Origin of the sequence: Microcoleus sp. CAWBG58, from assembly GCF_020883045.1 — a bacterium.
Taxonomy (GTDB): domain Bacteria; phylum Cyanobacteriota; class Cyanobacteriia; order Cyanobacteriales; family Microcoleaceae; genus Microcoleus.
In genome coordinates this window covers 81,188-94,509 of record NZ_JAHRFA010000008.1, presented here as the reverse complement: position 1 = coordinate 94,509, position 13,322 = coordinate 81,188, and the positions used below count along the sequence as shown (strand labels likewise).

Sequence of the window (13,322 nt, the reverse complement as noted above, 5' to 3'; positions counted from 1 at the left end):
AATTACCAATTACCAATTTGTGCCTCACTCCCTGGATAATTCCTATATTAAGAACCGAATTTCTTAGGTCGCAGAGTCAGCAATTCTTGGGGAGATGCTAAGAGTTTGACGGTAACAGAAACAATTTCTTGCTGAAAATTGAGCAAAAAAAACCATCCGACATTAATACCAAATGCGGGAGTTTGCACCCGACCGCTGACCTGAATTTCAACTGTTCCATCTTCTAAAATTTTGCTTACACTTTGCTGGGGTTCGAGATGCATTCCTGGCGCTTCTGTTTTTAGATAACTGGCGATCGAGCTTTTGCCGATAATTGGCTCTTCAAAGGGCGCGTGCAGAACTCCGTCCTCAGCAAACAGATTAGCGGTGGATTCAAAATCACCCGCGTTAAAAGTTTCAAAATATTGCTGTACCGCAGGCTTTGTGACACCGACGATATTTATAGAGCGAGTTAAAATAGGTCGAGTTGTGGCGGTCATATAAGAAGTGATTTGAGATGAATAAATCTAATGTAATCATTCTCTCGGTCGCAGGAAATCCATCAAAAGATATAACTAGGGTCATAAATTTTATCTAAAAAATCAATAATGCTATGCGCCTCCTGGAGCTTTGAGGCCGATCGACCGAAATTGTACCAATTACCAAAAATAATGCAACTGTAGGCAAGTCGCAAACCCTTATGCCATCAGCCATTCCCAATCCTTGAATCCTTCAAATCTCAAATCAAAAATCGAAAAATCTCAAATCTCAAATCAACTAAACCCAGACACCTCGTGGCATCTGGGTTGCTGTAGAGTCTTTGTTAAACAAGAAGATGCTATTTCCGCATCAAATTCATCAATTCCTTAGGAGAAGCCAACAAGTCGATCGCCACAAAGAAAATTTGACCTTGAGGATCGAGCATAAACCGCCACGCGATGTTCATACCCACATTGGCGCCGAACCAAGGAGTTTCGACTTTACCCGTGACTTTGACTTGGCGGTAGCCATCTTCAGCCGGCTCCGACACACCTCGCTCGGGCAGCATTTTCAGGCCGATGCACTCTTCCCGCATATAGTTGAGGATAGCTTCGCGACCGACGATCGGCTTTTGGAAAGGCGGTTGGAGAGCACCATCTTCAGCAAATAAACCGACGGCTGGGGTGAAGTCGAAGGCGTTCATGTTGTCGATGTAGCTGAGCACAGTTTTCTCGCTGATACCCTCAATCTGGGTTTTCACCCGCTCTGCTACAGCGGTAGGAGTGCTGCGAGGAGCAGAGCGTTTGCCGTATTCTTGGCTGAAATCGGGATCGTAGCCCATGTGAACTACAGTGTTGCGAAGTACAGTAATTTGTTGACCCGGATCGAGCTTCTTGATGTTTTCAAGGACTTGGGTTGCTTCGGGAGACATTTGATAGCCAGCAGGGATGGGAGCGACAACGCCCTGTTTCATCAACTGTCCCAATTCGTACCAGAAACCGAGTTTAGTGTTGACGCGCAAGGAAGTGTAAATCCGGCCGATGGTGGTGTCGGCATTGCTTGCTAGGTCAAACATGGTTTTGCTTTGAGCAGCCGGCGACATCTGTTTGATTTCGCCCAGCACGCCTTCGACAAGCGCCATGCTGGCTACTCCGGGGGCTGCTGCGGTGATAGAAATGCCCATTTCGGTGTAAGCATACCAGAGCAGTGCTAGTTGGTCTTCGACGCTGAGTTTGTAGAAAGCGTCGGTAGTAGCCGGAACAGCACTAGCAATCTCGGTGTTGGAGAAGATAGATTGAGCGGATTGAATACTAACTGCCATGTGTATACTATGCGATTCGCTGTGGGTTTTACTTGCGTACTTGAATAGGCGAATCGAATTCTCCCTTGATTACATTATGTAACGTTATGTGAAATTTTTAACATTTTAGAGTTCAAATTTATAAATATAAAGGTTGCAAAAGTATTATCAATGCTGTCCGAAATTAAGCTGAAGATTGCTAGACTTATGGCGCATTTTGTGCATTAGATTCTAATCCTATGAAAATATCAATTAATAGCGATCGCATTAAGCAAAAAGCCCTAGAGTTAGGATTTCACAAGATTGGGATCGCCTCAGCACAAACCCAAACCCAGGTAGATGCACAAAGATTGCAGGCTTGGCTGGACAACGGTTATCAGGCGGATATGGCATGGATGACCAACCCGAAACGGCTGGATATTCGATCGCTCGTGCCAGACGTGCAGTCATTAATATGTGTCGCCCTCAATTACTACACGCCTCACCAACGCCCCGAGAATCCCTCGTTGGAGGGAGACGATGCAGTCAGAGAGTATGCTAAAATCTCCCGCTACGGTTGGGGGCGGGATTACCACAAAATTCTGCACAAAAAACTGAAGCTGTTAGCAAATTGGGTGCGATCGCAAGGCGAAGGAATTGAAGCACGGTATTATGCTGATACCGGGCCTGTTCAGGATAAAATATGGGCCCAGCGTGCGGGGATTGGCTGGATTGCTAAAAATGGTAATGTAATTTCGCGGGAATACGGTTCTTGGATGTTTTTGGGCGAAATTTTGACTAATATCGAGTTAGAGCCGGATGCGCCACACACTCAACATTGCGGTACCTGCACTCGCTGCATTGAGGCGTGTCCGACGGCAGCTATTACTGAGCCTTTTGTCGTGAATGCCGATCGGTGCATAGCTTATCATACGATCGAGAATCGGGCCGAAAAACTGCCCGACGAAATAGCATCTAATTTACAAGGTTGGGTAGCAGGTTGCGATATTTGTCAAGATGTTTGTCCTTGGAATCAGCGATTTGCCAAACCAACGGATGTTGCAGAATTTGAGCCTTATCCTGAAAACATAGCACCAACGCTTGCAGAATTAGCCACAATTTCCGATGAAGAGTGGAACCGCCGATTTACAGCTTCGGCACTGCGGCGAATTAAACCCGAAATGCTACGCAGAAATGCCAAAGCAAATCAAATAAAAGGTTCGTAGTGAGGACTTTAGTCCGCATCCAAGAAAGGACTAAAGTCAAAAGGTTCGTAGTGAGGACTTTAGTCCGCATCCAAGAAAGGACTAAAGTCCTCACTACGAACCAATATTATTATAGGAATTATCGAAGGACATACTATCATTAGTAGTTACCGTATTTTTTTCTTATTCCTGCTTCTCAAATTTATGTCGGCCCATGAACCCACACAATACGATGCAATTTTGGGCGGTAAAAATCCACCTCCAATTAATGCTGCTGTCTTGGGCGGCATAGCAGGAGTCAAGCAACGCTTAGCCAGCCCCCTAGCTGAAGCAAGGTTAGCAGCACTTTCGGATGCTTTCAACTACCCAGAAGCAGGTTTAGAAGCAGCAATTACAGTTTTTGACGATGCTGACGAGCGGGTGCGAGCTGCCGCCGCTGCGATGTTTTGTCGGGAAGAACAAATTAGCTTGCTTGAAAAAGGTACAACAATCTGGAATAAATGGAGAGTGCAAAATTTACTTTTATTGGGCGGATTTTTAGATTTGAGTTGGGCAAATTTGAGCGGATATAATTTGAGTCGAGCCAACTTGAGAGAGTCTAATTTAGCAGGAGCAAGTTTTGAAGGCTGTAATTTACAAAATGCTAAAATTTTTCAGAGCAACTTAGAAGTAAGCAATCTGAAAAATGCCGATTTGAGTCGAGCCAACCTGAATCGCTCGAATCTCAGCGGGGCTGATTTGCAGGGAGCAAATCTGAGTCAAGCAAACCTCCGTTTAGTTAATTTGCGGGAAGCTAATTTATGTCAAACTATCCTGAAAAAAGCTAAACTCGGTGGGGCTGATTTGAGCGGCGCGGATTTGACTGGTGCTGATTTGACTGGTGCTGATTTGAGTCTGGCAAATTTGGAGGGAGCAAAATTGACAGGAGCAAATCTGGCGGGGATTAAATTAATTCGCTCTAACTTGAATGGCTGGAATTTTAAAGGATTTGTTTTTGCAGGAGCTAATCTGCGGTGGAGTACCTTCGCAGGTGCTTGTTTTGCAGGAGCTAATTTGCGCGGTGCTAATTTGGAGAAAACTGATTTGACAAATGCTGATTTTTCTCAAGCAGATTTTACGGGAGCTAACCTGTGCGATGCTGATTTTAATAAAGCTAATTTAGCTGGTGCTAATCTCAGCGGTGCTATTGCCAAAAGAGCAAATTTCCTGAAAGCAAATCTCAGCGGGGCTAATTTCACACAGGCTAATCTGAGCGGTGCTATTTTGAAAAAAGCTAATATTGATGGGGTGATTTTTGATCGAGCTAATCTTTGGCGATGTGCTTGGAGATGATAATTAGTCTTGTTTGATTTCTATGAGGGATTGAATATGGATAAACTGCAACGCTGTTTTGTCTGCAAGAATAGTTTTCAACAGCCGCATTTTTTTTATAGCGGTTTGTGTTGTGATTGTGGCGAAGTGAATTATGTAAAACGCAACGAAACGGCTAATTTGCACGGGATGTTTGCTTTGGTGACGGGAGCGAGGGTAAAAATTGGCTATGCTGTAACTTTGAGGTTGCTGAGGGCTGGTGCTTCGGTAATTGTGACTACTCGTTTTCCTCGCGATGCTGCTAAAAGGTATGCTGGAGAATTGGATTTTGGCGATTGGGGCGATCGCCTGCACGTTTACGAGTTAGACTTGCGGTATATTGCGAAGGTTGAGCGTTTTGCAGAATACCTCACCTGTTCCTATCCCCGACTCGATATTATTGTCAACAATGCGGCTCAAACCGTTCGTCGTCCTCCGGCATTTTACCAGCATTTGAGGGATTTAGAGGCTCTGCCCTTCGAGGTTTTGCCTGCGGAAATTAAGCCGCTGTTAGCGCTAACGCACTTTTTGGCTGATAATATTGGTGGCGATATGTCAAAAAAGTCGATCGCACCCGAAGATTCAGACAGTAAAACTCTCAGCACTTTAGCTGTCTCTTTGGATGGAGAAAACTTGATATCAGAGGAAGATAACCCTAGTTGGTTTCCGGTGGGGATGTACGATAGCGACGGACAGCAAATAGATTTGCGCCCTTTCAACAGTTGGCTGATGAAAGACGATGAGGTGAGTATTTTGGAGTTATTAGAAGTTCATGTAATCAATGCAATCGCTCCTTTTGCAATCAACAGCAGGCTCAAGCGACTAATGAACAATCTTCCAGACAACTGCAAATATATTATCAATATTTCTTCAAAAGAAGGGCAGTTTGACGGTAATAAATCTTGGCGTCACCCGCATACTAACATGGCAAAAGCCTCACTGAACATGATGACTCGCACCTGCGCCAAAGAGTACGCCAAACACAAAATTTTTATGAATGCAGTCGATCCGGGATGGGTGAGTTTTCTACACCCTCATCCTCAAGTTTTAACGATGCAAGCACGGGGCGTTCAACCTCCTTTTGATGCGATAGATGCGGCGGCACGAATTTGCGCCCCGATTTATGCGGGCATAAATGAGAAACGCTATGTTTATGGTAAATTATTTAAAGATTATGCTGATTCTCCCTGGTGATAAGTAGAAGGAAGAAGAAAGTTCGGCAACGGATTATGTAGCGGATGTAGCGGATGTCACGAATTCTGTTGGATGAAAGTCGCAAGAAGGAAAAAGGAAGAAGTTGTGATTTATGATTTATTTGTGGGGTGCGTCAGCTAGAAAAAATTTGAGATAAATGAAATATTTGAAAACTGACGCATCGGGAAAAATTGGTGCGTCAGTTTTGAGATTGTTAGCAGGAAATAACAATTATCGCAACTGACGCACCCTACTTTATAGTTATTTATGTCTAGGTGCATCAGTTTTACGATTCTCAAATTGTGGCATTTAAAATGTATAATGCAATGGGGCAGTGTAGCTTAGTGGTAGAGCGATCGCCTCTTCAAGGCGAGAGACAACCGTTTGATTCGGTTCGCTGCCACCAGCAACGTAGTTTAAATGGTAGAATTCCCTGGAGTATACCGGGAGATGCGGGTGCGATTCCCGCCGTTGCTATCTTTTTTTGCGTTAACAATCAAAAGGCAATGAGTAATATAGAAGAGATTTCCCCCTCGTGATTTAATCTTCCCCAATGACGAAAGTAATTATTTTTGATTTTGACGGTACTTTAGCAGATACAATCGATATTCTCCTGAATATCACCAACCGTTTGTCAGTAGAATTCGGCTTTAAGTCTGCGACAAAAGATGAACTGGCTCAATTGAGCAACTTAACTTCTTGGCAAATCCTCCGGTATTCTGGAATTTCTCTCTTCAAATTCCCGCTGCTGATTAGAAAATTGAAAGCAGAGTTGCACAGCGAAATGCCTAATATTGAATTATTTGCGGGAATTAAAGAAGTTTTGCTGGAGTTAAAGAACCTTGGCTTTCAACTAGGCATTATCACCTCTAATTCCCAAGAGAATGTCTTAGCCTTGCTAGAAATCAACGGGTTGCAAAACACTTTCAGCTTTATTTACTCTGGTTCAACTTTTGGCAAACATAAAGTTATTAATAAATGGCTGAAAAAAGAGCATATAAATCCTGAAGAAGTCGTGTATGTAGGAGATGAAATCCGAGATATAGATGCTGCCAGAAAAACTGGTATTAAGGTAATTTCGGTAAGTTGGGGTTTTAATTCTCAGGAAGTTTTGGCTGCACACAATCCCGATTTTTTGATTGAACGGCCTCAGGAATTGCTCGATATTATGAGTAATCTGGGAAGACTGTAACTTTTTGTAAAGAAATATTTTACATTGTAAAGTAGTAAATACTTTATGTCCGGACAGGTTGAAGAAATTGATTGAGGCTGATATAAAGAAAAAGGAAAAGATTTACTCGATCGCTCAAAATAAAGAGGAACAGTATTATGTCTGCCTTTGAAACTTTCTTGACGTTCGGCTTTGCTTCAGTTTTCGCCGTAGCTACTTTAGCAACTTGGTTGCGTTTCACCAACCCGCCTTCTGCCAAGCGCAATTAGTTCTCTTATTTTTTGAATTTGGTATAATATTTTGAGAAAAGCAATCCCAAATGCTTTTAGCGATGGGATAGGTCGTGGGCGTAGCTCAGCCGAGGCGGGTCAATCCGCTCGAAGTGAAAGCGAAAGGGGAGGGACTTGATGCCTCCCACGTCATGTCATAGATGACTATACTTTTACCAGCTATTAGAGTCGGGTTTCTTAACCTGATGGATAATTCGCCGAAACCATGTTTCTCGGGAAATGTTTTGCCATCCAATAGATATTTTCTCAGAAACCGGGTTTCTCAGACTTTGCATAATTCCCAGAAACCGGGTTTCTCTCGAAATGTTTTGCTACCCAGCAGATATTTTCTCAGAAACCGGGTTTCTTAGACTTTGCGTAATTCCCAGAAACAAAGAAAGAATAATCTTTTAGTCTGCTTCACTTCGTTTCAGTGCGGCTAAAACTGCTTGCTGGCTAACTGTTTGGTAGATTTTACTCAAATGCTGTTTGATGGCGTCTGATGCGGGGGAGGATTTGGTAGTTGTGAGTTTGCCGTCGGTTGCGAGGGGAATGGGGCCTAAAATATCTAATACTGTTTCGCTGCTGGGCGGTGGCACAATCACGACTAGAGATGATTCTAGCTGCTGGTTGTATTCCCAAAAGCGATCGACCTTTGGCACTTTAGCATTCGCGGCGGGGGAATTGTCATCGGCGTTTGGCTGGGAATTTTCCTCTGCTTGGGTACCCCGTCTCTGACGGAGTGCGGTTAAAATTTGTTCTTTGGTTCTACCGCGCAGTTGAAACAGTACAAAGGGGTCTTCGCCGAAGCGATCGCCCAATAAGTAGTATACTGCACTGATGTGTTTGCAAGGATTTTTCGGGTCAGGACAGCTACAGCGCGATCGAATATCTGACAAACTTAACGGAAATAGGGTTTTTCCGGCCGCGGCAAATACATCTTCAATATTGTGAGGCATTTCTCCTGCTAATAGTTTAGCTGAAAAAACCGCTCTTTGCGACATATTTTCAATCACGTATTCCCAATCTTCATCGCTCAAGGTATCGAGTCCCAAAGAAACTTGATAGGGTTTTGGTTCGCTACCTTGAACTATGGCAATTACTTCTTGATTGGGAAATTTAATACTGAGAACCTTACCTTCGCGAGCATATTGCCACCCACGTTCTAATCGCTTTTTGAAGCGGTAGGTATTGATTAAATCGAGCCACTGTTGCGTCCACCATTCTCTGTCAATCATAAGCCGAAGGAAGAAGGAAGAAGGAAGAAGGAAGAAGGAAGAAGGAAGAAGGAAGAAGGAAGAAGGAAGAAGGAAGAAGAAGAAGGAAGAAGGAAGAAGAAGAAGAAGAAGAAGAAGGTTTGTAGTGAGGACTTTAGTCCGCAAAAATAAGGAAGAAGGAAGAAGATTTGTAGTGAGGACTTTAGTCCGCAAAAATAAGAAAAAAATAATAAGGTTTGTAGTGAGGACTTTAGTCCGCGTTTAAGAAGGACTGAAGTCCTCACTACGAACCTAAAAATTATTCTTCTTCTGTTTCTATGATAGCATTGCGATCGAGAATTAGTAAATTGCGAAGTTGGTCAGTATCGAGTTCAGTCAGCCAGTTTTCGCCCGCGCTGACTACTTGTTCGGCGAGAGCTTTTTTGCTTTCGATCATATCGTGAATTTTCTCCTCTAAGGTGCCAGTACAGACAAATTTGTGAACTTGCACATTTCTCGTTTGACCAATGCGAAATACCCGGTCAGTTGCCTGATTTTCTACTGCGGGATTCCACCATCTATCGTAGTGGAAAACGTGAGTAGCTCTAGTTAAATTTAAGCCTGTACCGCCAGCTTTCAACGATAATATCATAATCGGCGGGCCTTGCGGATCGTGCTGGAAGCGATCGATCATTTCTTCCCGCTGCTGCTGCTTAATGCTGCCGTACAAAAACAAAACTTCTCGCCCCAAATGCTGTTCTAGATACGGTTTCAGAAGTTTTCCCCATTCAGCAAATTGAGTAAAAATCAAAGCCCTATCGCCCTCAGCGACAACCTCTTCCAACATTTCCACCAACCGCTGCAATTTTCCCGATTCTTGGCTGTTAATGCTCAATTCTTTCGGCTTACCTTCTGCTTTTACCAGGGCAGGGTGGTTGCAAAGTTGCTTCAGTTTTACCAGCAAAGCCAGAATCATGCCCCGGCGCTGAATGCCTTCGGCTGATTCTAAATTAGCGATTGACTCTTCAACTACTTTCTGATATAGTGCAGCCTGTTCTGACGCGAGCCCGCAAAATACAGTCATTTCCTGTTTTTCCGGCAAATCTTGGATGATTGATTTGTCGGTTTTGAGGCGGCGGAGGATGAAAGGCTGCACGAGCGATCGCAAAGCGTGCAATGATTCTCTATCGCCATATTTCTCGATCGGAATTGCAAACCGGCGCTGAAAGAAATTGCGCGGGCCCAAATAGCCTGGATTGAGAAACTCCAAAATTGACCACAATTCTTGCAGTCTGTTTTCCACCGGAGTTCCTGTCAGCGCAATTCTAAAAGATGCCTCGATTTGCCGCACCGCCTGCGACTGTTTCGCCTCAGAATTCTTAATATTTTGCGCTTCATCTAAAACCAATCCCTGCCATTTAGTGCTTTGAATTTCTTTAGCATCGCGAAACACCAGGGAGTAACTGGTAACTATTAAATCTTTTCCCTTAATTGCGGCCGCAAATGCTTTGCCTTTAGCGCGTTGGTCTCCATAATGTAGTAATACTTTCAACGTCGGGCCAAACTTCTTGACTTCGCGTTCCCAATTCCCCAAGACTGATGTCGGACAAACCAGTAATGTCGGCGCTTTTAGGGCATCTTGTTCTTGCAAGTGCAGGAGAAAAGCAATTAGCTGAATAGTATTGTGGCACAAGATATTGTTGGCAACAAAATTGTGATGTTCGCTTACCTCGAAGTCATAAACCCAGCCACTGTACTCAAAATCCTCAATTTCCTCTATTCGGCAATAAAATACTTCGCGATCGAGTATCAGTTGCAAATTTTCTCGAACAGTATCTAGTTGTGGTACATTGAGATTTGCATAGGCATCTAACGTCTGATTCGTCCATTTAGAAGGCTTGAGCTGACGGTATTCCTGTTCTGCCGAACCAGCCAGCACATTTTCCATACCTGCGATTACCTTTCCCAGACTGATGCGCGAAAACTGTTGAGAACCGTTAATATAAACAGGATTGTGCATCCCGAAATGTCGCAGCGGTAGTTTTGTCATCTCTACTGCATCAGCAACAAGATCCGAAACCGGAATTCCTTCGACATTTGTATTGGCAGTAACTTCGCAAATCTTCTCTAATTTTTGCTGTTTGTCTGGATAGCCAAAGCCGATTTCCTGCAAAAATATCCGCGCTGAGTTACTGCCAAAAGTTCCGATATAATAAGTGCGAAAAATTCCGCTACCATTAGTAGCACGTTTCTGTTTTGTGCAGATTCGCAGCCAAATTCCAAAACGGCGCAGTAGTGTAGAAAGTTGTTGGATAATTAAAGGTGAAGCGGTGCTGATTTCGACCCTCCGCACTTTCGTATCTACAGAACTTTCAGCATCAAAGTAATTTTTTAGGAAAATTCGTATGCTATCCAGATTGGCTTGCATGATGAATTTTGGGAAACTTTTCTCGGCTGACAATTTCCCCCACTGATAGCCCTTAGATTCTAGAAAGCTTTGGTATTCTCGACTAGATATAATCAAGTCTGATGCTGCTTGCTTAGCACGAGCACGAACCACAGGATTATTGATTTTTATCCCATACTTTTTGCTAATTCGGTGGACTGCAACACGTAACTCTTCCAGAACAGTCGCATCTTTTTGTGCTATTTTGAGCGCAGCTTGATTCCGCTGCTCGTATCCCTCTGCAATCTGCCAAGCCAGAAACTTAACTAAATCGGGATCTTCGGGTTGTCCTTCCCAATACAATTTTGCAGGTACACAAACATAATCTCCAACTTTGAGCTCATTTGTCCAGCCATCGCGTCCTAACAATTTGTGGCGGCGGGTAATTGTGATGCTGCTACCGTCTTGCAGTTTGATTGTTCGCAACTTTTCTTGTACTTGCTGACGGTAAAGCCGTCGAACATTCCCTTGTACAATCTTGCCCGTTTCCCGATGGATGGAATTTACAATTAATTGCTCGGTAGGTTCAGACCAAAACCCCTCACCGTCGAAGTCTATTTTGTTAGAATAAGCTTCCCAGATTTTTTCAGCTTCTTGTAAAAAACCATTGACAAAAAGCAAGCTCTGCGGTAGCGCGCATTTACCGGCTCCCATATCGTCCGCGAGACAAGCACCTAAACCCCAGCGTTCTAAAAATGCTAACCAGCCTGCACCTAGGGCTTGATAAGGCCGCAATTCTCCTCGGAAAGTGGCTGGAGTTACGATCGCACTTACTGCCTCATTATTATTTAAAGTATTCAACAATTCCTGAAGTTGACCAGTTGCTTCAAAATTCACCACCGGCAACTTTTCAATCATCTGAGAATCGCCCGAAGCAAGCCGCAAAGCATCTTCCAAAGAAAGAGTCATTTGCTCTTTGCGACTAGCAAAGAAACTTTGAGCAGCCCTGACATCGGTTGCGCGCAACTCCACCCACTCGCCGTTAATTTCCACCAAAGGCGAATTCAACGCGATCAATCGGTCAAATTCTGCCTTAGAAATGCGCTGTCCGCCGATCGACAATTCCCACTTAAAACTTAACAGACTTTGCAACCCCAGCCCGCCGCCACTTTCTCCTGCTCCCCCCCTTGTAGGGGCGGTGCCCCCGCGCCCGCCCTGGTTGGGGGGGGGTGTTTCCGCTTGAATGCTCAAACCCAAACGACTCGCCCAACCATCAGCCTTTGTCAAACTCGGCGGCAAAACCACGCCCAACCCGCTATCAGCAAACCGCCAAGCCACAGACTTAATAAACTCGTAAGCTTGCAGTGGATTTAGTTGACAAGATTGCGGTCGTTGTGCTTGCAAACTCGGTTCAATTAACGGATAAAGTTTCGAGGCTAAGCCCAAACCGCTGAGTAAAGTTTCTTGAGGCAATTCAATTGTCCGCCCCGCATAATTCAAACGTTCGACTGAGTTGTTCCAAACAGTTGTCGCATCTACCAAAAAATCGGTTTCATCTACTGCTTGCAAGCAATAATTTAAACTCCAGTTAACTTTCCCTGGGGACGGCGGTATTAGTTGAAAACAAGTGTGAAATTGATTTTGCTGAGATAGTTGATTTTGCAGCGGTGCAGCCCAAGCAGTCAGCTTGGTTGCCAACTTTTCCAAAGCGGCTGATTCTGCTTGTACAATCCCAGATTCCTGCTGCAAAGCTTGCAACCATTCGCGGGTTGGAGAAACTGTTTTGATATCTAAAGTTGAGCCAGCAGCCGTTAGCGCAGCCCTCGAAGCCGATCGCACTTCACAATCTACCACACTACTCAAAAACCCCAACACCAAATCCTCCGCCCCCACCGGCAAATCCACCGCAACATCCCGTACCTTTATTACATCCGTTACATCCGCTACAAAATCCGCTGCCGAACCTTCCTTCTTCTGATATATTCGACAAGCCGCCGGCATTTGCTTGGCAAAAGTAGCGAGGCGGAGTGTATCTGTAGAACTATCTAACAAAGGTTGCCATTTAGCAATAGCCGAACCGTCGGATTGTGTCTCCAATGCTGGCAAAAATTTGCACCTCGCCAACAAATCCAAACTCCACCTAGCAATATGAGACCAAAAACGCAAATCCGATCCGACAAAAGAGTCTGGTTCTGTGCTATTGAGTGGCAGTGATTGCAAAAAAACAAAAGCTGCTTGAGGGTTGAGCAAATAACCTTCGACTTGCCAGGGATAAAGATAAATTTCCTCAGTTTTAGCTGGTTCATCCAGTGCTGCCGCTGCTGAGTGCTGCGGGATTAGTGTGATGTTGTCTGCCGAAATTTGGGTGGGAAGTGCGATCGCCCGCCCTTGCTTCTGAATCGATAAATCCCCGGTGGGAGGGGCTGCGGTGGTCGTTTTGGGCGATCGTCTAGTTTTCTTGCTTTTCTCCTGAATATCTGCGGTTTCGGGTAATTGCCAGTTGAGTTTGCCCGACTGCTGCAAGGAAGTTAGAAAAGTCTTCAGTTCAGCTTCCGTCATTGCCAAAGGATGCTGTAGAGTTATCCCCGATTTAACGGTATCTATCGCCCCAATTTTTCGCCAAGTTTCTCCCCAAATAAATAAGCCACTTTTGTTATGTTCTAATAACCAACTACCGTGTAAAATTCCCATTTATTCAATCCTGATAATTTATTTAATTGCGAGACTTCTTAAAACAGTTCTATTTGATTTATGAATGATATTTTTTTAACAAGCCGCATAAAAGTGAGTCATCAGTCATCAGTCATCAGTCA

At 44.2% G+C, this 13,322-nt stretch carries 9 protein-coding genes, 2 tRNA genes and 1 pseudogene; 8 read left to right on the top strand and 4 right to left on the bottom strand.

Annotation, left to right across the window (positions count from 1 at the left end; genetic code table 11):
• Positions 1-47: 47 nt before the first annotated feature.
• Both QZ918_RS05285 and QZ918_RS05280 read right to left on the bottom strand, forming a co-directional pair.
• Positions 48-479: a nuclear transport factor 2 family protein gene (locus QZ918_RS05285; protein WP_293331952.1), complete on the bottom strand. Its 432-nt coding sequence runs from the start codon at positions 477-479 to the stop codon at positions 48-50.
• Between the two features lie 338 nt (positions 480-817).
• A complete protein-coding gene (locus QZ918_RS05280; protein ID WP_293331949.1) occupies positions 818-1,780 on the bottom strand; it encodes an orange carotenoid protein N-terminal domain-containing protein in 963 nt (320 codons plus the stop codon).
• Positions 1,781-1,998: 218 nt separating this feature from the next.
• On the opposite strand from QZ918_RS05280, the gene queG reads away from it, so the two are divergent.
• The 7 genes and pseudogenes from queG to QZ918_RS33055 all read left to right on the top strand — a co-directional run.
• Entirely contained in the window at positions 1,999-2,964 is a 966-nt protein-coding gene (gene queG / locus QZ918_RS05275) for a tRNA epoxyqueuosine(34) reductase QueG (RefSeq protein WP_293331946.1), read from the top strand.
• Between the two features lie 183 nt (positions 2,965-3,147).
• Positions 3,148-4,275 (top strand): pentapeptide repeat-containing protein, encoded by a 1,128-nt coding sequence (locus QZ918_RS05270; protein ID WP_293331943.1) that lies wholly within the window; start codon positions 3,148-3,150, stop codon positions 4,273-4,275.
• 36 nt (positions 4,276-4,311) lie between these two features.
• A complete protein-coding gene (locus QZ918_RS05265) occupies positions 4,312-5,487 on the top strand; it encodes an SDR family NAD(P)-dependent oxidoreductase (RefSeq protein WP_293331940.1) in 1,176 nt (391 codons plus the stop codon).
• 330 nt (positions 5,488-5,817) lie between these two features.
• A tRNA-Glu gene (locus QZ918_RS05260) sits at positions 5,818-5,893 on the top strand.
• Positions 5,893-5,964: transfer RNA gene (locus tag QZ918_RS05255), tRNA-OTHER, on the top strand. The genes QZ918_RS05260 and QZ918_RS05255 overlap by 1 nt, the downstream gene beginning before the upstream one ends.
• A gap of 76 nt (positions 5,965-6,040) precedes the next feature.
• Positions 6,041-6,679: an HAD-IA family hydrolase gene (locus QZ918_RS05250; RefSeq protein WP_293331937.1), complete on the top strand. Its 639-nt coding sequence runs from the start codon at positions 6,041-6,043 to the stop codon at positions 6,677-6,679.
• 270 nt (positions 6,680-6,949) lie between these two features.
• Positions 6,950-7,088, top strand: a pseudogene (locus tag QZ918_RS33055) (RNA-guided endonuclease TnpB family protein); the annotation flags it as partial.
• 249 nt (positions 7,089-7,337) lie between these two features.
• Here QZ918_RS33055 and QZ918_RS05245 read toward each other — a convergent pair.
• Entirely contained in the window at positions 7,338-8,165 is an 828-nt protein-coding gene (locus tag QZ918_RS05245; protein WP_293331934.1) for an SWIM zinc finger family protein, read from the bottom strand.
• On the opposite strand from QZ918_RS05245, the gene QZ918_RS05240 reads away from it, so the two are divergent.
• Positions 8,139-8,315 carry a hypothetical protein gene (locus tag QZ918_RS05240; RefSeq protein WP_293331931.1) on the top strand — a complete coding sequence of 59 codons (177 nt, stop codon included), beginning with the start codon at positions 8,139-8,141 and terminating at the stop codon, positions 8,313-8,315. The genes QZ918_RS05245 and QZ918_RS05240 overlap by 27 nt on opposite strands.
• A 127-nt stretch (positions 8,316-8,442) precedes the next feature.
• On the opposite strand, the gene QZ918_RS33050 is transcribed toward QZ918_RS05240, so the two are convergent.
• Positions 8,443-13,200, bottom strand: coding sequence for a sll1366 family intein-prone helicase (locus QZ918_RS33050; protein WP_367275247.1), 4,758 nt, complete (start codon positions 13,198-13,200; stop codon positions 8,443-8,445).
• Positions 13,201-13,322: the final 122 nt, after the last annotated feature.